16 protein-coding genes are annotated in these 20,234 nt (G+C 64.3%); 13 read left to right on the top strand and 3 right to left on the bottom strand.

All coding sequences use genetic code 11. The annotated features are described in order from the left end of the window. The first annotated feature begins 312 nt into the window (after positions 1–312). Positions 313–3,261 carry a DNA polymerase I gene (gene polA / locus N1058_RS03175; protein WP_265516043.1) on the top strand — a complete coding sequence of 983 codons (2,949 nt, stop codon included), beginning with the start codon at positions 313–315 and terminating at the stop codon, positions 3,259–3,261. Positions 3,262–3,276: 15 nt separating this feature from the next. Here polA and rpe read toward each other — a convergent pair whose 3' ends face one another. The 3 genes from rpe to N1058_RS03160 all read right to left on the bottom strand — a co-directional run bounded on the left by rpe (position 3,277) and on the right by N1058_RS03160 (position 6,089). Continuing rightward, on the bottom strand, positions 3,277–3,939 hold the full coding sequence (gene rpe, locus N1058_RS03170) for a ribulose-phosphate 3-epimerase (protein ID WP_265516042.1): 663 nt from the start codon (positions 3,937–3,939) through the stop codon (positions 3,277–3,279). A gap of 93 nt (positions 3,940–4,032) precedes the next feature. Continuing rightward, complete coding sequence (locus tag N1058_RS03165; RefSeq protein WP_265516041.1) at positions 4,033–4,722, bottom strand: GntR family transcriptional regulator; 690 nt, start codon at positions 4,720–4,722, stop codon at positions 4,033–4,035. 2 nt (positions 4,723–4,724) lie between these two features. Next, positions 4,725–6,089 (bottom strand): formimidoylglutamate deiminase, encoded by a 1,365-nt coding sequence (locus N1058_RS03160; RefSeq protein WP_265516040.1) that lies wholly within the window; start codon positions 6,087–6,089, stop codon positions 4,725–4,727. 76 nt (positions 6,090–6,165) lie between these two features. Here N1058_RS03160 and hutI point away from each other — a divergent pair, with 76 nt between their 5' ends. The 12 genes from hutI (at position 6,166) to N1058_RS03100 (ending at position 20,234) form a co-directional block, all read left to right on the top strand. Further along, positions 6,166–7,374 (top strand): imidazolonepropionase, encoded by a 1,209-nt coding sequence (gene hutI, locus N1058_RS03155; RefSeq protein ID WP_265516039.1) that lies wholly within the window; start codon positions 6,166–6,168, stop codon positions 7,372–7,374. Next, on the top strand, positions 7,371–8,912 hold the full coding sequence (gene hutH / locus N1058_RS03150) for a histidine ammonia-lyase (protein WP_265516038.1): 1,542 nt from the start codon (positions 7,371–7,373) through the stop codon (positions 8,910–8,912). The genes hutI and hutH overlap by 4 nt, the downstream gene beginning before the upstream one ends. A gap of 46 nt (positions 8,913–8,958) precedes the next feature. Next, a complete protein-coding gene (gene hutG / locus N1058_RS03145; protein ID WP_265516037.1) occupies positions 8,959–9,768 on the top strand; it encodes an N-formylglutamate deformylase in 810 nt (269 codons plus the stop codon). Beyond that, positions 9,765–11,438, top strand: coding sequence for a urocanate hydratase (hutU, locus tag N1058_RS03140; RefSeq protein WP_265516036.1), 1,674 nt, complete (start codon positions 9,765–9,767; stop codon positions 11,436–11,438). The genes hutG and hutU overlap by 4 nt, the downstream gene beginning before the upstream one ends. Before the next feature lie 68 nt (positions 11,439–11,506). After that, the gene (locus tag N1058_RS03135) at positions 11,507–12,598 is read left to right on the top strand and encodes a TRAP transporter substrate-binding protein (RefSeq protein WP_265516035.1); all 1,092 of its coding nucleotides are present in this window, start codon (positions 11,507–11,509) and stop codon (positions 12,596–12,598) included. A gap of 89 nt (positions 12,599–12,687) precedes the next feature. After that, on the top strand, positions 12,688–13,197 hold the full coding sequence (locus N1058_RS03130; protein ID WP_265516034.1) for a TRAP transporter small permease subunit: 510 nt from the start codon (positions 12,688–12,690) through the stop codon (positions 13,195–13,197). Then, positions 13,194–14,744 (top strand): TRAP transporter large permease, encoded by a 1,551-nt coding sequence (locus N1058_RS03125; RefSeq protein WP_265516033.1) that lies wholly within the window; start codon positions 13,194–13,196, stop codon positions 14,742–14,744. The genes N1058_RS03130 and N1058_RS03125 overlap by 4 nt, the downstream gene beginning before the upstream one ends. A gap of 137 nt (positions 14,745–14,881) precedes the next feature. After that, positions 14,882–15,715, top strand: coding sequence for a phosphonate ABC transporter ATP-binding protein (phnC, locus tag N1058_RS03120; protein WP_265516032.1), 834 nt, complete (start codon positions 14,882–14,884; stop codon positions 15,713–15,715). 94 nt (positions 15,716–15,809) lie between these two features. After that, positions 15,810–16,718 carry a phosphonate ABC transporter substrate-binding protein gene (gene phnD, locus N1058_RS03115; protein ID WP_265516031.1) on the top strand — a complete coding sequence of 303 codons (909 nt, stop codon included), beginning with the start codon at positions 15,810–15,812 and terminating at the stop codon, positions 16,716–16,718. Positions 16,719–16,826: 108 nt separating this feature from the next. Beyond that, a complete protein-coding gene (gene phnE, locus N1058_RS03110) occupies positions 16,827–17,795 on the top strand; it encodes a phosphonate ABC transporter, permease protein PhnE (protein ID WP_265516030.1) in 969 nt (322 codons plus the stop codon). Between the two features lies 1 nt (position 17,796). Continuing rightward, a complete protein-coding gene (phnE, locus tag N1058_RS03105; RefSeq protein ID WP_265516029.1) occupies positions 17,797–19,341 on the top strand; it encodes a phosphonate ABC transporter, permease protein PhnE in 1,545 nt (514 codons plus the stop codon). 185 nt (positions 19,342–19,526) lie between these two features. After that, complete coding sequence (locus tag N1058_RS03100) at positions 19,527–20,234, top strand: DUF1045 domain-containing protein (RefSeq protein WP_265516028.1); 708 nt, start codon at positions 19,527–19,529, stop codon at positions 20,232–20,234.

Here is a 20,234-nt window from a genome sequence, read left to right as displayed (position 1 = left end):
TAGACAGACAAAATACCGCCGTGGCGGAGGGGAGGCCACGGCGGTCTTGGTCAAAAATGCGCGGCAGCCCGGAGAGGGGGGGATGAGGCTGCCGCCAGTTGTCCGGGTTAGGCGGGGGACGGGCCTTTGCCCCGGACTTTCGGCTTGAATATTGCCGATGCATGATATGTTGTGCGCTAATATGGCGATTCAAGGGACCTCACATTACAACTTTGTAACATTGACGTTACCAATATCGTCTACGTCAGTAGGGTTGGCCCCAATGGCCATTCGCCATGGACAGACCGAGCCGGGCGCGCTACCCGTTTTTCCATGAAAAAAGGCGATCATCTCTTCCTTGTCGACGGCTCGGGCTACATCTTCCGCGCCTACCACGCACTGCCACCGTTGACCCGTAAATCGGACGGTCTGCCGGTCGGTGCCGTCTCCGGTTTCTGCAACATGCTGTGGAAGCTCCTGCAGAACGCGCGCGATACGGATGTAGGTGTGACGCCGACTCATTTCGCGGTGATCTTCGACTATTCCTCCAAGACGTTCCGCAACGAACTCTACCCCGAATACAAGGCCAACCGCTCCGAACCGCCGGAAGACCTGGTGCCCCAATTCGGGCTTATCCGCGAGGCGACGCGGGCTTTCGACCTGCCCTGCATCGAGATGGAAGGGTTTGAGGCGGACGACCTCATCGCCACCTATGCCAGGCTCGCGGTCGAGGCCGGCGGCGACGCCACCATCATCTCCTCCGACAAGGACCTGATGCAGATCGTCGGCCCTTGCGTCTCCATGTACGACCCGATGAAGGACCGCGAGATCGGCGTGCCCGAAGTCATCGAGAAATGGGGCGTGCCGCCGGAAAAGATGATCGACCTGCAGGCTCTGACGGGCGATTCCATAGACAATGTTCCGGGCGTGCCCGGCATCGGCCCGAAGACCGCGGCGCAGCTTCTGGAAGAGTATGGCGACCTCGACACGCTTCTGGAGCGCGCCGGCGAGATCAAGCAGACTAAGCGCCGCGAAAATCTGATCGAACACGCCGAGAAGGCGCGAATTTCGCGTGAACTGGTGCGGCTGAAGAATGACGTGACCGTCGAGCTCGGGCTGGATGGGCTGACGCTCGATCCACCGGACGGGCCGAAGCTGATTTCCTTTCTCAAGGCAATGGAATTCACCACACTGACCCGGCGCGTCGCCGAAGCCACGGGTGCGGATGCGGCGGCAATCGATGCGGCCGTTCTGGAGGTTGCCGAAAGTGCGGCGGCGCACGGGCCGGATTTGACGGTGCCTTCCTCAGGTACAGACGAGCCCGGCGCCGAAGGCGAAGTGGCGCCCGACCGGACGGACGGAGCAAGAACGCCGCGCAGCCTGGCCAACAAGCTGGCCGAGGAAACCGCCGGCAAACCTATCGATCGGGCCGGCTACCAGTGCATTCGTGACCTGGCCACGCTGGAGGCGTGGATAACGGAGGCGCGCGAAGCCGGGCTGGTGGCCTTCGATACGGAAACCACGTCGCTGGACCCGATGCAGGCCGAATTGTGCGGCTTCTCCCTGGCGACCGCGCCCGGCCGTGCCGTCTATGTGCCCCTGTCGCACAAGAATGGATCCGGGGATTTGCTGGGCGGCGGGCTGCTCGACGGCCAGATCCCCGCCGGGCAGGCGCTCGCCGCGCTCAAGCCGCTGCTGGAGGACCCGGCTGTTCTGAAGATCGGCCAGAACATGAAATATGACTGGCTGCTGCTTTACCGGCAGGGCATCGACATTGCCCCCTACGACGACACGATGCTCATCTCCTATGTGCTGGAGGCCGGCGGCGGTCATGCCAATGGCGGGCACGGCATGGATTCCCTGTCGGAACGGTGGCTTGGCCACGTGCCGATCTCCTACAAGGAATTGACAGGATCAGGCCGCAGCCGGACGACCTTCGACATGGTGGATCTGGAGCGCGCTACCACCTATGCAGCCGAGGATGCCGACATCACCCTGCGCCTGTGGCGCGTTCTCAAGCCACGGCTCGTAGCCGACGGGCTGGTGTCGGTCTATGAGCGGCTCGAGCGGCCGATGATCTCGGTCATCGGCCGTATGGAGCATCGCGGCATCCAGGTGGACCGTCAGATACTGTCGCGCATGTCGGGCGATTTCGCCCAGACGGCAGCCGGCATGGAAGACGAGATCTACCGGCTTGCCGGCGAGCGCTTCACCATCGGTTCGCCCAAGCAACTGGGCGAAATCCTGTTCGGCAAGATGGGCCTGCCCGGCGGCGCGAAGACGAAATCGGGCCAGTGGTCGACCTCGGCGCAGGTGCTTGAAGAATTGGCGGCGACGGGCCACGAATTGCCTCGCAAGATCGTCGACTGGCGGCAGGTTACCAAGCTCAAATCGACCTATACCGATGCGCTGCCGGGCTATATCCACCCGGAGACCAAGCGCGTTCACACGTCTTATTCGCTGGCCTCCACGACGACGGGCCGCCTTTCCTCTTCCGAGCCGAACCTGCAGAACATCCCCGTTCGCACGCCCGAGGGCCGCAAGATACGTACGGCTTTCGTCGCGCCCGAGGGCCGCAAGTTGATTTCGGCGGACTATAGCCAGATCGAGCTTCGCGTGCTGGCTCATGTGGCCGATATTCCGCAGTTGAAGCAGGCCTTCGCCGAAGGCCTCGACATTCACGCCATGACGGCGTCGGAGATGTTCGGCGTGCCGGTCGAAGGCATGCCGGGCGAGGTGCGACGGCGCGCCAAGGCCATCAATTTCGGCATCATCTACGGCATTTCCGCTTTCGGTCTGGCCAACCAGCTCGCCATCCCGCGCGAGGAGGCGGGCGCCTATATCAGGCGCTATTTCGAGCGGTTCCCCGGCATCAAGGACTATATGGACGCGACCAAGGCTTTCGCCCGGGAACGGGGCTATGTCGAGACGATCTTCGGGCGGCGGGCGCACTACCCGGAGATCCGCTCGTCGAACCCATCGCTGCGCGCCTTCAACGAGCGGGCGGCGATCAACGCGCCGATCCAGGGCTCGGCCGCCGACATTATCCGGCGCGCCATGATCCGCATGGACGCCGCGCTCCGTGACGCCGGGCTGGGCGACGTGCAGATGCTGCTGCAGGTGCATGACGAACTGGTCTTTGAGGCACCGGACGAAAGCGTCGACAAGGCCATTCCGGTAATCCGGGAAGTCATGGAGAACGCTGCCTTCCCGGCGCGCGCCCTATCGGTGCCGCTCAAGGTCGACGCCCGTGCGGCAAGCAACTGGGAAGAGGCGCACTAGCGTTGCGCTTTCTCCCTAGATCGATGCCCGGATTGCCTCGATGTTGCGCCGGTAGTCGGCCTCGCCTTCGCCCTTGAATACAGCCGATCCGGCGACGAGCACATTGGCGCCGGCGCTTACTACCTGCGGCGCGGTCTCGGGCGTGACGCCGCCGTCGATCTCGATATCGATGGGACGGTCGCCGATCATCGCCCTCACACGCCTGATCTTGTCGATCACCGAGGGGATGAAGGCCTGCCCTCCGAAGCCGGGATTGACCGTCATGAGAAGCACCAGATCGACCTCATCGAGCACATATTCGATGACGTTTTCCGGTGTCGAGGGATTGAGCGAGACGCCTGCCTTCTTGCCCAGCCGGCGAATGGTCTGCAGCGACCGGTGCAGATGCGGGCCGGCCTCGGCATGTACGGTGATGATGTCGCAGCCTGCCTCTACGAAGGCCTCCAGATAGGGATCGGCCGGCGTGATCATCAAATGGCAGTCGAACACCTTATCCGTGCGGTCGCGGATGGCCTTGATGACCGGCGGGCCGAAAGTGATGTTGGGCACGAAATGCCCGTCCATGACATCGAGATGGATCCAGTCTGCGCCCGCCTTGGCGACAGCCGCGACCTCGTCGCCAAGGCGCGAGAAGTCGGAAGCGAGAATGGAAGGGGCGATCAGGGTGGGGCGGGTCATGGGCTGGTTCCGGACACGGCTGCGATGGCCCTGCCCCTACAGCATTTTGCAGCTTAGTGGAATCACTTGTAGGCGGAAGCCGCCTTCTGCGGGTTACATGCGCGATACCATGCGGTGGCTCGCCGGATGCGTCATACGCACCAGCGTGACCGGCCGGTCGTGCAGCCAGGTGATGCGTTCTCCGACGAAGACCGGGTCGCCTTCCCGCAGATCGAGAAGCGCTGCCTCCTGCCGGTTGGCGGCGGCAGCCAGGAAGGTGAATTCTGCGTCAGTGAAGGGTGAATTGCGCACCAGCCATTCATTGGGGCTGGTCTCGCCAAAATCTGCCTCGCGCGCCGAAGGCACGGCGCCGAGGTTGATCCAGCGATCCTCGAGCTGATAGGCGCTCCCGTCCGAAAGATGCAGACAGCGCACATGCAGGAGCGGCGCGGCAGCGGGCAAGTTCAAGCGCGTGTGAACGGCTCCAGGGGCAGGTTTCTCCTCCACGTCGAGCAAGCGATAGCGGTATTCGCCGCCCCTGGCCTCGATTTCCTGGCGCACCAGCGGGATGACGAAACGCGCCTCCCGCACGGGATGCAGGGCGACCCGCGTTCCAGCCTTGCGCTTGCGCTCGATGAGGCCGGAACGGGCAAGCTCCTGAAGGGCCCGGTTGACTGTGGCGCGTGCCGCGCCGAACTCGCGCGCCAGCTCTTCCTCGCCTGGAATGAGCGCGCCCGGACCCCAGGCGCGCTCGGCAATACGGCGAGCCATCTCATCGCGAATGGCGCGGAAGGAGGCGCGCATGGCTAGAGTTGCCCCATGAGGCGCTTCATCGCGGCTAAATAGCGCCCGGCGATGGCTTCGCGCGCAACATGCCGCCCGCCCTTGACCCGGTGGCGACCGGCCGACCAGAGATCGGTCACCGCATCGTTCGAACCCGTGAAAAGCCAGCCGTCGAGATGGCCGTCATCCTCCTCAAAGCCGGCAAAGGACCTGGGGTCGACGGCCACCATGTCCGCCCAGTTTCCAACGCCCAGAGAGCCGGTCCGCCTGCCGAGCGCCCGCGCGCCGCCGTCGAGCGCCGCGGCATAGAGCGTGCTGCCGCTCGACGCGCCATGATCGGCCAGCACGACGCGGGCGCGGTCGCGCAGGCGCTGCGAATATTCGAGCTGCCGCAATTCCTCGGCAACCGAGATGCGGATATTGGAATCGGTCCCGACGCCGAGGTGTCCTCCGGCAGCCCTATATTCCGGCCCGTTGAAGATGCCGTCGCCGAGATTGGCCTCGGTAACAGGACAAAGCCCGGCAACGGCGCCGGAACGGGCGAGCATATCCGTCTCCTGGCGGGTCATGTGGGTGGCGTGGATCAGGCACCAGCGCTCATCGATCGCGCATGTGTCGAACAGCCACTCCACCGGCCGCCTTCCATAGGCGCGCTCGACCTCCTCGATCTCGGGCTCCTGCTCGGCAATGTGCATGTGGATTGGCCGGCCCGGCAGAAGGCCGCTCACCGCCTCCAGCTCTTCCGGCTGCACGGCGCGGATCGAGTGCGGCGCGACGCCCAGGCCTGCATCCGGCGGCAGGGCGCTGACATGACGTTGGGCACTGGCCAGCAGGCTCTCGAAGGCAGGCAAGTCATTGCCGAAACGCTGCTGTCCCCCGGCGAGCGGCCGCTTGTCGACGCCGCCGTAGCGGTAGAGAACCGGAAGCAGCGTCAGGCCAATGCCCGTCTCCTGCGCCGCCGCGCAAATGCGGCCCGCGAGCGCGCCGATGTCGTCATAGGCTGTGCCGCCCGGCTGATGGTGGACATAGTGAAACTCGGCGCAGGCCGCGAACCCGGCCTCCTGCATCTCCATGAAGGCGAAGGCGGCGATGGCTTCGATATCGTCCGGGGTGAGCAGGTCGAGAAACCGATACATGATCTCGCGCCACGTCCAGAAACTGTCGCGGCCTTTGGGCCCGCGCCGCTCGGCAAGACCCGCCATGGCGCGCTGAAAGGTATGGCTGTGCACGTTCGAGATCGCGGGAAGAAGAACGGGAACGCGATAGGCGCCCTCCGCCCGGCTGCCGATCTCGACCGATGCGATGCGCCCCGTCTCGTCGATGCGCAGCAGAACATTCTGCCGCCAGCCCTCGGCGGTCAGCGCGGCGTCGGCGAATATGGTCTGCATGCTCAAATCCCCGTTGACTTCTTTTGTATATACATAATAGCATCAAGTTCAGGCAAGAACAGGGGCTTTAGCAGCGATGGCGCGTCAAATCATCACCGGCATCCGCCTTGCGGCCATGACGGCCGGCGGCGCGCCCTATGGGCTGGTGGAGGACGCGGCGGTCGCCATCGAGGATGGGCGTATCGTCTTCGCCGGCGAGCGCGCGGCGCTTCCGCAAGGCTGGTCGGACGCGTCGGCGCAGGATTATGGCGGCCGGCTGGCGACGCCTGCGCTGATCGACTGTCATACCCACATCGTCTATGGCGGACACCGCGCCCGCGAATTCGAGATGCGGCTGCAAGGCGCGAGCTATGAGGAGGTGGCGCGCTCCGGCGGCGGCATCGTCTCCACCGTATCGGCAACCCGGGCCTTGAGCGAGGACGCGCTTGTCGCCGGCGCGCTGCCCCGGCTCGACGCCCTCATCGCCGAGGGAGTCGCAACGGTCGAGATCAAATCCGGCTACGGACTGACGGTCGCGGATGAATTGAAGATGCTGCGCGCGGCGCGCCGGCTGGGGCAGTTGCGGCCGGTGCGTGTGAAGACCGCCTATCTGGCCGCCCACGCCCTGCCGCCCGAATACAAGGGCCAAGCGAACGCCTATATCGACGATGTCGTGCTGCCGGGTATGGACGCGGCGCACGAGGAAGGCCTGGTCGACGCCGTGGACGGGTTTTGCGAGGGCATCGCCTTCTCGCGCGACGAGATGGCCCGCGTCTTCGACCACGCGGACAAACTCGGCCTTCCTGTTAAGCTGCACGCCGAGCAGCTTTCCAATCTCGGCGGAGCCCGGCTGGCCGCCTCCCATGGTGCGCTTTCGGCGGATCACCTGGAGTATCTGGACGAGGACGGCATTGCCGCCATGGCGGAAGCGGGTAGTGTCGCCGTGCTCCTGCCCGGCGCGTTCTACACGCTGCGCGAGACGCAACTGCCGCCGGTGGATGCATTGCGCAGAGCCGGCGTGCCCATCGCCGTCGCCACCGATTGCAATCCCGGCTCCTCGCCGCTCGCTTCGCTTCTCCTGACCCTCAACATGGCCTGCACCCTGTTCCGCCTGACGCCGGAGGAGGCGCTTGCGAGCGCAACGCGCGAGGCCGCACGGGCCCTCGGGCTTGCTGGCGAGATCGGCACCATAGAGCCGGGCAAGCGCGCCGAGCTCGCCGTCTGGGACGTCGAGCATCCGGCCGAACTCGCCTACCGCATCGGCTTCAACCCGCTCCATCGCCGCATCGCAGGAGACGCCGCATGATCCTCACGCTCTCCCCAGGCAAGGTCACGATCCGCGATCTCGAACGCATCTGGCGCGAGGGGCTGCCCGTCAGGATCGATCCGGCCTACCACGGGCAGATCGATGCCGCGGCGGCGCGCATCGCACAGATCGCCGGCGGCAACGAGGCCGTCTACGGCGTCAATACCGGCTTCGGTAAACTCGCCAGCGTCAGCATTCCCGCGCAGGACGTGGCCACGCTCCAGCGCAATCTCATACTGTCCCACTGCTGCGGCGTGGGCGCGCCCTTGTCGGCGGAGATCGTCCGGCTCGTCATGGCGCTGAAGCTGATGTCGCTCGGTCGTGGCGCCTCGGGCGTGCGTATAGAGATCGTAGCGCTTCTGGAAGCCATGCTTGAAAAGGATATTCTGCCGGTGGTCCCGGAAAAAGGTTCCGTCGGCGCGTCGGGGGACCTTGCCCCATTGGCCCATCTGGCAGCCGCGATGATAGGCGCGGGCGAAGCTTTCTTTGCCGGCGAAAGAATGCCCGCCGCCGAGGCACTGGCCAAGGCCGGCCTCGCACCGGTGACGCTGGCCGCCAAGGAAGGGCTGGCGCTGATCAACGGCACCCAGGTTTCGACCGCGCTCGCTCTGGCCGGCCTCTTCAAGGCGCATCGGGCGGCAAGGGCAGCCGTCATCACCGGTGCGCTGTCGACCGACGCCGCCATGGGCTCGTCAGCTCCCTTCCACCCCGAGATTCACACGCTGCGCGGTCATCAGGGGCAGATCGACACCGCTGCCGCGCTCTGGGCATTGCTCGAGCGCTCCGAAATCCGCGAGAGCCACCGCGAAGGCGACGAGCGTGTGCAGGACCCTTACTGCATCCGCTGTCAGCCGCAGGTGGACGGGGCTTGCCTGGACGTGCTGCGCCAGGCGGCGCGCACGCTGGAAATCGAGGCCAACGCGGTGACCGACAATCCGCTGGTGCTTTCGGACGGGCAGGTTGTCTCGGGCGGCAATTTCCACGCCGAGCCGGTGGCGCTGGCCGCCGACCAGATCGCACTTGCGGTGTGCGAGATCGGAGCGATCGCGCAGCGGCGTATCGCGCTTCTGGTGGACCCTGCGCTCTCCTTCGGCCTGCCGGCGTTCCTGGCCAAGAAGCCTGGCCTGAACTCGGGCCTGATGATCGCCGAGGTGACCTCCGCCGCACTCATGTCGGAAAACAAGCAGATGGCGCATCCGGCCTCGGTCGATTCCACCCCCACCTCCGCCAATCAGGAGGACCATGTCTCGATGGCCTGCCACGGCGCCCGGCGCCTGCTGGCGATGACCGAGAACCTCTACGGCATCGTCGGCATAGAGGCCGTGACCGCGGCGCAGGGCCTCGACCTGCGCGCTCCATTGAAAACCAGCGCCGAGCTGCAGAAAGCCCATTCCGCCATCCGCACTGTTGTGCCGGAACTCGAAGCGGACCGCTTCATGGCGCCGGACCTTGAAAACGCCATCGAACTGGTGCGCTCCGGCGCCCTCAATGCCAGCATCTCGCCCGGCATCCTGCCGGAATTGAGGAGCGAGCCGTGACGGCCTTTACCTCAATGTCCGGACGCCGCGCCTTGGAGGCCGGCTCATGATCCCTGTAGAAGTGCATCAAGGAACGTCGCCCGTCATTCTTGGTCTGCCGCACACGGGCACCCATGTTCCGAATGAAATCCGCGCCCGCCTCAATCCCCAGGGGTTGAAGCTCACCGATACGGACTGGCACGTCCACCGGCTCTATGACGGACTGCTGGAGGGCCCGACCACGGTGCGCGCGACATTCCACCGCTACGTGATCGACGCCAACCGCGATCCTTCCGGCCAAAGCCTTTATCCCGGCCAGAACACGACCGGCCTGGTGCCGGTGATCGATTTCGACAATCGGCCGATCTGGAGACCGGGCCACGAGCCCACGGAAGCCGATACGGCCGAGCGGCTTGCCACCTTCCATGCCCCCTATCATGCGGCGCTCGCTGCCGAGATAGAGCGGGTGAAAGCTCTGCACGGCCTGGCCATCCTCTACGATTGCCACTCCATACGCTCCCATTGCCCGTTTCTCTTCGAAGGGCGGCTGCCCGATTTCAATATCGGCACCGACCACGGCAGGACATGCGCGCCTGCGATTGAGCGGGCGGTGGTGGATGTCTGTGAGGCGGCCGATGGCCACACCAGCGTGCTCAACGGCCGCTTCGTCGGCGGCTGGACGACGCGTCACTACGGACAGCCGGACAACGGGCAGCACGCCATCCAGATGGAACTCGCGCAGGCGACGCACCTGACGAGTGAGGCCGTGCCATTCGCGCTCGACTTCGCCAAGGCTGAGCGGTTGCGGCCCCATCTGAAGGAAATTCTGGAGCGCATCGAAGAGGCCGCGCTCTCCATGAAGGAAATTGAGCAATGACAAACCCGCGCCACAATATCCGCGACGTGAAAGCCCCGCGCGGGCCGGAACTCAACGCCAGGAGCTGGCTCACGGAAGCGCCGCTGCGCATGCTGATGAACAATCTCGATGCCGAGGTGGCCGAAAACCCCAATGAGCTCGTCGTCTATGGCGGGATCGGCCGGGCGGCGCGCACCTGGGATGATTTCGACCGCATCGTGGCGACGTTGAAAACCCTCGGTGAGGACGAGACGCTGCTGGTGCAGTCGGGCAAGCCGGTCGGCGTGTTCCGCACCCATGCGGATGCGCCGCGCGTGCTCATCGCCAATTCCAACCTCGTGCCGCATTGGGCAAACTGGGACCACTTCAACGAGCTCGATAGGAAGGGCCTCATGATGTACGGCCAGATGACGGCCGGCTCATGGATCTATATCGGCAGCCAGGGCATCGTGCAGGGTACCTACGAGACCTTTGTCGAGGCTGGGCGCCAGCACTACGGCGGCGACCTCAAGGGCCGGTGGATACTGACGGCGGGGCTGGGCGGCATGGGCGGCGCGCAGCCCCTGGCCGCCGTCATGGCCGGCGCCTGTTGCCTGGCGATCGAGTGCGACGAGACCCGCATCGATTTCCGCCGCCGCACCCGTTACGTCGACGAAAAGGCGACCTCGCTCGACGAGGCGCTGGAGATGATCGACCGCTGGACTAAGGCCGGCGAGGCGAAGTCGGTCGGCCTGCTCGGCAACGCTGCCGAGATCGTGCCGGAGATGGTGCGCCGGGGTGTGAAGCCCGACCTGGTGACCGACCAGACCTCGGCCCACGATCCCGTCAACGGCTACCTGCCGAAAGGCTGGACGGTGGCTGAATGGCGCGAGAAGCGGGAGAGCGATCCGAAGGCGGTGGAAAAAGCCGCCCGCGCGTCAATGCGCGAGCATGTGGAAGCCATGGTCGCCTTCTGGGACCGGGGCATCCCGACCCTCGACTACGGCAACAACATCCGGCAGGTGGCGAAGGAAGAAGGCCTGGGGAACGCTTTCGCCTTCCCCGGCTTCGTGCCGGCCTATATCCGCCCACTGTTCTGCCGCGGCATCGGCCCGTTCCGCTGGGCGGCCCTTTCAGGCGACCCGGAAGACATCTACCGCACCGACGAGAAAGTGAAGGAGATACTGCCCGACAACGAGCACCTTCACCGGTGGCTGGACATGGCGCGCGAGCGCATCGCCTTTCAGGGCCTGCCGGCGCGCATCTGCTGGGTTGGCCTTGGCGACAGGCATCGTCTGGGCCTGGCATTCAACGAAATGGTGGCCAAGGGTGAACTGAAGGCGCCGGTGGTCATCGGCCGCGATCATCTGGATTCGGGCTCCGTCGCCTCGCCGAACCGCGAAACGGAGGCGATGAAGGACGGTTCGGACGCCGTCTCCGACTGGCCGCTGCTCAACGCGCTGCTCAACACCGCCTCCGGCGCGACCTGGGTCTCGCTGCACCATGGCGGCGGCGTCGGCATGGGTTTTTCGCAGCATGCGGGCATGGTCGTCTGTGCCGACGGCACCGATGCGGCGGCGGCCCGGCTGGAGCGCGTCTTGTGGAATGACCCGGCGACCGGCGTCATGCGCCATGCCGACGCCGGCTACGAGGAAGCGCTCGACTGGGCGAGAAAACAGGGATTGCGGCTGCCCGCGATCCTGGGAAATTAGAGCATGATCCCGAAAAGGGACTCCGGTTTTCGGCAACCATCCTGATCTAAACGACAAGGGGAACGACAATGAAAAGACGTCAATTTTTGCAGACAGCGGGTATAGCCGGCGTGGCGACGGGGCTGGCCGCACCGGCAATCGCCCAGGACAAGCGCACCTGGAACATGGTCACCGCATGGCCGAAGAACCTGCCCGGTCCCGGCGTTGCCGCGCAAATGCTCGCCGACCGCATCACCGCACTGTCGGGCGGACGGCTGGAAGTCAGGCTCCACGCGGCGGGTGAGCTGGTTCCAGGCAACGGTGTTTTCGACGCCGTCTCGGAAGGCACGGCCGAGCTCTACCACGCGGTGCCTTCCTATTGGGGTTCCAAATCGCGCGGCATTCTCATGTTCGGATCGCAGCCCTTCGGCCTGCGCGCCGACGAGCAGCTTGGCTGGCTGATGCATGGCGGCGGCCAGGAACTTTATGACGAGATGTATGGCCGGTTCGGGCTGAAACCTTTCCTATGCGGCAATTCCGGCCCGCAGTGGCAGGGCTGGTTTCGCAACGAGATAAACTCCGTGGACGATCTCAGGGGCCTGCGCTTCCGCACCACGGGGCTTGCCTCGGAAATGTGTGCCAAGCTGGGCATGGCTGTTCAGGCGATGGGTGGCGGCGACATGTTCCAGGCACTGCAGTCGGGCGCGCTGGATGCGGGCGAATTCATCGGCCCGTGGAGCGATTCGGCTCTCGGCTTTTATCAGGTCGCCAAGAACTACTACTGGCCGGGCGTTGGCGAGCCTTCCTCGGCGGAGGAATGCGCGGTCAACATGGCAGCCTACGAGGAACTGCCGGAAGACCTCCAGCAGGCCGTCGCCTATGCTTGCGAGTCCCTCTACAATCCGGTCTGGACCGAATACTCCACCAAGCACGCCCAGGCGCTCAAGCAACTCGTCTCCGAGCACGGCGTTCAGGTGAAGCAACTGCCCGAGGATGTGATGGTGGCGATGGGCAATGCGGCCGGCGAGGTGATCGCGGAACTGCGCGAGGACGACGACGAACTCGTCAAGCGGATCGTCGAGAGCTTCCTTGCCTACCGCGAGAGCATCGCCGAATATATGGTCTACGCCGACAACGGGCAGATGAACGCCCGCGCGCTGGACTATAACTACGGCGGGTGATCGACTGCTTGCGGTGGGGCACTTCCGTCCCGCCGCAAAACTCCTCCTGAATGAAAACCAACCCGCTTTGCGAAATGGGAAAGCAATCCATGCAGCGCTTGGCAACCGCGCTTGATCAGGTGAACATCGCCGTCGGCGCGACCGTGCGCTGGCTGGCGCTCATCATGGTGCTCGTGCAGTTCGGCACCGTGGTCCTGCGCTATGTTTATGGCGTCAGCTTCATCTTTCTCAGCGAAAGCGTCCTTTATCTGCACGCCGCGCTCTTCATGCTTGGCGCGGGCTATACGCTGCTGGTGGATGCCCATGTGCGCGTCGACATCTTCTACGGTTCGCTCTCCGCGCGCAAAAAGGCGCTCATCGACATATTGGGAGCAACCCTCTTCCTGCTGCCGTCCATGTTGATGATCGCGTGGTTCTCCTGGCCGTCGGTGCGCAATTCATGGGCGGTGATGGAAGGCGCGATCTCCGTCGGCGGCATCCCCGCCTCCTTTCTTCTGAAGTCGCTCATTCCCGCTTTCTGCGGCCTGCTTGTCATTCAGGGGTTGGCCTGCCTCCTGCGCGATCTGGCGCTCTACCGCGACAGGACGAATGCCGCATGAGCCTGCCGCTCGATCTTCTCATGTTCGCCGCCCTCATCGCGGCCATTCTCGTTGGCTATCCCGTTTCCTTCATGATGGCGGGAACCGCCGCCATTTTCGCGCTGATCGGCTGGGTGACCGGGCAATTCCATCCCGCCCTTCTTGGCGCGCTGGGCCAGCGCGTATTCGGGCTTTTGACGAATAACGTGCTGATCGCCATCCCGCTCTTCGTCTTCATGGGCGTCGTGCTGGAGAAAAGCCGCATCGCGGAAGAGCTTCTTGAAACCATGGGCCGGCTCTTCGGCGCCATGCGCGGCGGGCTCGGCGTATCGGTCGTGCTGGTCGGCGCGCTGCTTGCCGCCTCGACGGGTATCGTCGGCGCGACCGTTGTGGCGATGGGCCTGATCGCGCTGCCCACCATGGTGCGCAACGGCTACGACCCGAGGCTGGCCTCGGGCATCGTCTGCACCTCCGGCACGCTCGGCCAGATCATCCCTCCCTCGACACTGCTGATCATACTCGCCGACGTCATGTCGAACGCCTTTCAGCAGGCGCAATACGAACAGGGCAAATTCTCGGTCGAGACCATATCCGTGGGCCAGGTCTTTGCAGCAGCGCTCCTTCCCGGCCTGACACTGGTTGGTGTCTACATCGTCTATCTCTTGATACGCGCAACCCTCACACCCGAGTCCGCCCCAGCGCTGGCGGAAGCCGGAGACCGCCCCTCCGCGCGCCAGGTCATGCGCGCCGTGGTGCCGCCGGTTCTGCTCATCGTGGCTGTCCTGGGCTCCATACTCGGCGGCGTCGCGACACCCAGCGAGGCGGCAAGCGTCGGCGCCGTCGGCGCGCTGCTTCTGGCCGGCGCGCGGGCGGAGAAGAATGCCCGCCTCATCGTCGCCGGCGCGGCCGCCCTCGGCCTCGTCGCCGTCCTGGCCGGCTCCGTGCCGGTGCGCCTGCAGCGCAGCGATACCGATATGGCCGACTGGGCACTCGGCGGATTTCTCACCCTGTTGGTGCTGTTGGGTCTTGCGGCCATCCTGCAATCGGTGTGGCGGGCGCAAAAGAAGGAAATCCTGACCCCCATCGTCACTTCGACCATGACCGTAACGGCGATGATCTTCGCGACTATCCTGACCGCGTCGGTCTTTTCGCTAGTGTTTCGCGGTCTGGGCGGGGACGTGCGGGTGGAAGAGTTCCTCACGCAGATGCCCGGCGGCCCGCAAGGCGCGCTGATCTTCGTGATGGCGCTCATCTTCGTGCTCGGCTTCTTCCTCGATTTCGTCGAGATTTCGGTGATCGTGCTGCCGCTGGTCGCGCCCATCCTCATCCTCATGGGGCACGATCCGCTGTGGCTGGCGGTGCTCATCGCCATCAACCTGCAGACATCGTTCCTCACCCCGCCTTTCGGGTTCTCCTTGTTCTATCTGAGGGCCGCCGCGCCGAAGGAGATCACGACCAGGCAGATCTACCGCGGGGTTGTTCCCTTCATCATGCTGCAGATCGTCGGCATGGCGGTAATCTGGTTCGCGCCGGCCGTTTCGACCTGGCTTCCGCGCATCATATTCTGAAGGCTGCGATACGCCCCGAGCAGCGCGCCGGTGGATTGTCAAGAAACTGACATTCGGCCGACATCGCAGCTTCACGCACGACCGCTAGGCCATGTCGCGAACAAGGACGAAAACGTCCGCGGGACATGGGAGTGGTCATGCTTGAGATACGCGGTGTAACCCGCCGCTTCGGCAAAACGGTTGCGGTGAACAAAGTCGATGTGAAGATCGCCGATGGCGAGATGGTCGGCGTCATCGGCCGGTCGGGCGCCGGAAAGTCCACCCTGCTTCGCATGATCAATCGGCTGATCGAGACGAGCGAAGGCGCCATCACCTTCCGCGACCTCGAAGTCTCGAAACTCCGCGGCACAGCCCTCCGGCGCTGGAACCGCGATTGCGCGATGATCTTCCAGCAGTTCAACCTGGTGCCGCGCCTCGATGTTCTGACCAACGTGCTGCTCGGCCGGCTCAACCATCGCCCGATGGCGATGAACCTGCTCAACATCTATTCCCGCGAGGAGCGCATCCAGGCAATCGCTGCGCTGGAGCGCCTCGACATCGCCCATACCGCCCTGCAGCAGGCGGGGACGCTCTCCGGCGGGCAGCAGCAGCGTGTGGCCATCGCCAGAGCGCTGATGCAGGAGCCGCAGATGATCCTGGCGGACGAGCCCATCGCCTCGCTCGACCCGCTCAATGCCAAGGTGGTGATGGATTCGCTTGCCGACATCAACGCCCGCGACGGCATCACGGTCATCACCAATCTGCACACGCTGGATACGGCGCGACACTATTGCAGCCGCATCATCGGCATGGCGCATGGCGCGGTCGTCTTCGACGGCACGGCCAGCGAGCTGACCGCTGCAGCCGTGCGGGAAATCTACGGCGCCGATGCCGCCGGCGAAGGCGTGTCCGAGGAGATCACCTCAACCAGCATCGAGACGCCGGCAAGGCCGCGGCGCCAGCGGGCGCTTGAGCCCGCGCTGGCAGGTTAGGCCCGGCGAACTGCCCCTCCGGCCGAAAAAACGAAAAGCTACAGCATCACAAATCCATTGCCGGAAGAACCGGCATGCAACAGGAGAGACGGACATGTTGAAGAAAACTCTGTTGGGCGCCGTGGCATTCACGGCCTTGATCGTCGGCGCGGCCCAGGCCGAGGACCTCAAGGAATTCCGCATCGGCATTCTCGGCGGTGAAAACGAAGCCGACCGCATGCGCAAATTCGAGTGCATGACCGAGTTGTTGCCGGAAGTGCTGGGCGTCGAAAAGGTCTCGCTGTTCCCGGCATCGGATTATGACGGCGTCGTCCAGGGTCTGCTCGGCGGCACGCTCGATTATGCCGAACTCGGCGCCTCCGCTTACGCCAAGGTGTATCTGGAAGATCCGGATGCGGTCTATCCGATCCTCACCACCGTCCAGACGGACGGTTCCACCGGCTACCATTCGGTGATGGTGGCGCGCAAGGATTCGGGCATCAGCACGCTCGAAGACCTGAAAGGCAAGAAACTCGGCTTCGCCGATCCCGATTCCACCTCCGGCTATCTCGTTCCGGCCGTCACGCTGCCCAAGGCGCTGGGCATGCCGATCGAGGAGCACGTCGCCGAGACGGGCTTTGGTGGCGGCCACGAAAACCTGGTCCTCGAAGTGGTCAAGGGCACCTTCGACGCAGGCACCACCTGGGCTTCCGGCGTCGGTGATTTTGCCGACGGTTATACGTCCGGCAATCTGCACAAGATGGTGGAGAAGGGCATCCTCGACATGGATGACCTGGTGGAGGTCTGGAAATCCCCGCTGATCCCCAACGGTCCGATCGTCGTTCGCACCTCGATGGACGACAGCATGAAGCAAGCCTTCAAGGATTTCATGATGAAGCTGCCGGAGAGCGACCCGGCGTGCTTCTCCGACATCCAGGGCGGCGACTATAAGGGCTACACGGAGGTCACGCCGGCTTTCTACGAGCCCATCATCGACGCCCGCCGCTCGAAGATCGGTTCTTAAGGCACGATCCATTCAGACGCCGCGCCGCCCTTCATCCGCCTGCCGACAGAGGGCATGGGTGAGGGGCGGCGTAGCGTCGATTGGAAGCCCCGCACACAGAAACGCCCCATGACCACAACCACCCATCGACCGGTTCTCTCCGAAGCCGGCCAGACCGTCGAGCGGCATTTCCGGATGCTGGCCGGGCGCAAGCGTCTCTATACGATCGGCGGCATCCTCTTCATGGTTCTGGCCATGGGCGGTTCCTTATGGTTTGCCAATGAATCGAACGCCGGCAAATTCTTCGACCGGCTGCCCTATCTGTTCGATTTCGTCGGCCAGATGGTGCCGCGCGATGGAATGGAGATCTGGCGGGCGATGTTCGACCTGCCGTCGCCCTATGACGACGGCAGCCTGAAATATAACTACCCGGATGGCCGAATCTATTTCACCCAGTCCCTCTACATGCCCGAGTATTTCTACAAGATGCTGGAGACGATCAACATCGCCCTGGTGGCGACGCTGATCGGCTTCGGCCTTGGCTTCGTGCTGTGTTTTCTGGCCGCCTCCAACCTGATGACGCGGCGCTGGCTGCGCTTTTTCGTGCGGCGCTTCATGGAGATCCTGCGCGCCTTTCCCGAGATCGTGATAGCCGGCTTCTTTCTGGCGATCTTCTCGCTCGGCGCGGTGCCCGCCATTATCGCCGTTGCCGTCCATACGATAGGCGCGCTGGGCAAGATGTTCTTCGAGGTCGTCGAAAACGCGGATCTGAAGGCCGAGGAAGGTCTGCGCGCGGCGGGCGGCAACTGGGTGGAAAGGGTCTGGTTCGGCGTGGTGCCCCAGGTCCTGCCCAACTTCCTGAGCTACGGGTTGCTGCGGCTGGAAATAAACGTGCGCGCCTCCACTATCATCGGCGCGGTGGGCGGCGGCGGCATCGGTGAAACCCTGCGGCTTTCCATCAGCCAGACGCACGAAGCCAAGACCCTCGCGATCATCCTGCTTCTGTTCTGCACCATAGTGGCGGTGGACCAGTTCTCGGCCTGGTTGCGCCGCCGCCTTGTCGGCAACCAGGCATTCGAATTTGGCCGGGGAGCCTGAGATGAGCATCGCTCACGACATTGATGGCATCACAGCCCGCCACCCCGAAATCTTCGCCCGCTCGCTGCGCAAACGGCTGACCGGCTGGCTGGTCGGCGCCGGCATCGTCGCCTATCTGGTTTTCGCCTGGTGGTTCTTCTCGATCGGTGCGGTCCTGTCCGGAGGCAATTGGGGCATAGCCGGCAGCTATCTCGCCGATTGGGTCTCCTATGAAGTTCGACCCGACTTCGACCTCAAGGACAACCATCTGGAAATCTCCTATCCGCGTTTCTCCCCGCTGGGTGCCAATCCCGAGCCCGGCTGGGTTTCCCTGAAATCGCAAACGGTCGAGATACGATCCGAGTCGAAGGCGGTGGACACGGATGGCGCGACGTCCGGGGCAGGCTTCCTCGGCAGTCTCGACGATGGCGGCTCGCAGGACGATACCGACAGCTTTCTCGGCCCGGTCGCAGGCGCCGATAGCGAAGCGCCCCCGCAGACTGAAAGCGAGACCGTCGCATCGAAGCGGGAAGCGGTGGTGGAAGCCTCCGTCGAAGTCGGCGCCGCCGGCCGTGTCGATATCCTGCCCGACCTGGTGCGTGTAACCCGCGACGGCGAGACGATCGTGCTGGAGATCGACCGGGGCACCGGCGTCATCGCGCCCGCCGATCTTCCTTCCTGGGCAAGCCAGCGCGAGCCCGGTGCAAAGGTGATGGCCTATTTCGGCTTCGCCGGCCGCGCTGAAATTCGCGATAACAAGGTCAAGATCAGCCGCCGGTTCCTTGGCTGGGAGAATTTCTTCTTCGACACGCGCTCGCCCTTCTGGGGCAGGCCGGGAAGCGAGGTCGCCAGCCTCCTTCTGTTCGGCCCGCGCCTGCAGCCCGATATTTCCAACGCCGCGCTCGCCTTTGACAATTTCGTCAACAATTCGGAGTGGCAGCACGGGGACGTCTGGCTGAAGCTTTTGCAGACCATCGTCATGGCTTTCGCCGGCACGGTGCTTGCGGTGATCGTGGCTTTTCCGCTGTCTTTCGCCGCCGCGCGCAACATCTATCCGAGCCGCATCGCCAACTTCGCTCTCAAGCGGCTGTTCGACTTCCTGCGCTGCGTCGACATGCTCATCTGGGCGCTGTTCTTCACCCGCGCCTTCGGGCCGGGGCCGCTGGCGGGCATCTCGGCGATCTTCTTCACCGACACCGGCACCTTCGGCAAGCTCTATTCCGAAACGCTGGAGAACATCGACGACAAGCAGCGCGAGGGCGTGCGCTCCGTGGGTGCCTCGCCCGTCGTGGTGCAGCGCTACGGCGTGCTGCCGCAGGTGCTGCCGGTGTTTCTCAGCCAGGCGCTCTACTTCTGGGAATCGAACACCCGCTCGGCCACCATCATCGGCGCCGTGGGCGCGGGCGGCATCGGTCTGAAGCTGTGGGAAGCCATGCGCACCAACTCCGACTGGGAGAACGTGGCCTATATGGTGCTGCTCATCCTCATGGTGGTGTTCGTTTTCGATACTATATCCAACATGCTTCGCCAGCGGCTGATGGGAAGGGCTTCGGGGAGCGCACATTGATGCGACGGTTGGACCTGTCGGTCGCCGGCAACTGAATCTGGCGGCGGCTTCGTCTTTCTGTCACGCAAATCGCCTATTGCAACGCGATCGGCTATGAAGGACCCGCGCAATTCCGGGAAAATGGAACGGTTCCCGCCCGGAATTGCGCAGAATCAGGCAATCCGGAGCGCGCGAGGATGAAAAGCATGCGGTATGCGATATATTTCACGCCCGGTAAGGACGATCCGCTCGGGCGTGTCGCCGCCCGATGGCTTGGGCGCAGCCCGTTCGGGCGCGACGAGGCGAGGCCGGTCGGCGTCGACGGTTTCTCGCCCGCCGAAATGGCCTTTCATACAGCTCCGCCCCGGCGCTACGGTTTTCACGCCACGCTCAAGGCGCCTTTCCGGCTTGCCGAGGGGTGCAGCGAGGGCGAACTCGTTTCGACGTTGGACAGATTCGCCTCCCGGCGCGAGCCCGTGGTGGTCGAACCCATCGCCGTGGCACGGCTGGACGGCTTTTTCGCCATCGTTCCGGGAATGCCCTCGGAAGCGCTCGACCGGCTTGCCGCCGATGTCGTGACCGAGTTCGAGCCTTTCCGCGCACCATTGACGCCAGCCGAGATCGAGCGCCGCAATCCGGAGAACCTCTCGCCGGCGCAGCTAAAAAATCTCCATAAATGGGGTTATCCTTACGTGTATGACGAATTCCGGTTCCACATGACGCTGACCGGCCGGGTGCCCGCCGCTGAAGCGCCGCGCATGGAGAAGGCTATCGATTCCTTCTTCGGTCCGCTGCTTCTGGAACCCCTCGAAGTATCGTCGCTGGCCCTGTTCGCTGAACCCGAGGCCGGCGCGCCATTCCACATCAAGTCCTTCCACGAAATGGGTCGTGCAAGGGAGAGGAAAACCGCCTGA

It is taken from the genome of Nitratireductor luteus (assembly GCF_026162365.1).
Classification (GTDB): Bacteria; Pseudomonadota; Alphaproteobacteria; order Rhizobiales; family Rhizobiaceae; genus Chelativorans; species Chelativorans luteus.
The sequence above is the reverse complement of the archived record's forward strand: the minus strand, read 5'-3'. Positions and strand labels throughout refer to the sequence as shown.

What these genes read in the sequence shown, in the direction of transcription:
- polA (WP_265516043.1), top strand. Translation starts at nt 313, where the DNA reads ATGAAAAAAGGCGATCATCTCTTCCTTGTCGACGGCTCGGGCTACATC.
- rpe (WP_265516042.1), bottom strand. Translation starts at nt 3,939, where the DNA reads ATGACCCGCCCCACCCTGATCGCCCCTTCCATTCTCGCTTCCGACTTC.
- N1058_RS03165 (WP_265516041.1), bottom strand. Translation starts at nt 4,722, where the DNA reads ATGCGCGCCTCCTTCCGCGCCATTCGCGATGAGATGGCTCGCCGTATT.
- N1058_RS03160 (WP_265516040.1), bottom strand. Translation starts at nt 6,089, where the DNA reads ATGCAGACCATATTCGCCGACGCCGCGCTGACCGCCGAGGGCTGGCGG.
- hutI (WP_265516039.1), top strand. Translation starts at nt 6,166, where the DNA reads ATGGCGCGTCAAATCATCACCGGCATCCGCCTTGCGGCCATGACGGCC.
- hutH (WP_265516038.1), top strand. Translation starts at nt 7,371, where the DNA reads ATGATCCTCACGCTCTCCCCAGGCAAGGTCACGATCCGCGATCTCGAA.
- hutG (WP_265516037.1), top strand. Translation starts at nt 8,959, where the DNA reads ATGATCCCTGTAGAAGTGCATCAAGGAACGTCGCCCGTCATTCTTGGT.
- hutU (WP_265516036.1), top strand. Translation starts at nt 9,765, where the DNA reads ATGACAAACCCGCGCCACAATATCCGCGACGTGAAAGCCCCGCGCGGG.
- N1058_RS03135 (WP_265516035.1), top strand. Translation starts at nt 11,507, where the DNA reads ATGAAAAGACGTCAATTTTTGCAGACAGCGGGTATAGCCGGCGTGGCG.
- N1058_RS03130 (WP_265516034.1), top strand. Translation starts at nt 12,688, where the DNA reads ATGCAGCGCTTGGCAACCGCGCTTGATCAGGTGAACATCGCCGTCGGC.
- N1058_RS03125 (WP_265516033.1), top strand. Translation starts at nt 13,194, where the DNA reads ATGAGCCTGCCGCTCGATCTTCTCATGTTCGCCGCCCTCATCGCGGCC.
- phnC (WP_265516032.1), top strand. Translation starts at nt 14,882, where the DNA reads ATGCTTGAGATACGCGGTGTAACCCGCCGCTTCGGCAAAACGGTTGCG.
- phnD (WP_265516031.1), top strand. Translation starts at nt 15,810, where the DNA reads ATGTTGAAGAAAACTCTGTTGGGCGCCGTGGCATTCACGGCCTTGATC.
- phnE (WP_265516030.1), top strand. Translation starts at nt 16,827, where the DNA reads ATGACCACAACCACCCATCGACCGGTTCTCTCCGAAGCCGGCCAGACC.
- phnE (WP_265516029.1), top strand. Translation starts at nt 17,797, where the DNA reads ATGAGCATCGCTCACGACATTGATGGCATCACAGCCCGCCACCCCGAA.
- N1058_RS03100 (WP_265516028.1), top strand. Translation starts at nt 19,527, where the DNA reads ATGCGGTATGCGATATATTTCACGCCCGGTAAGGACGATCCGCTCGGG.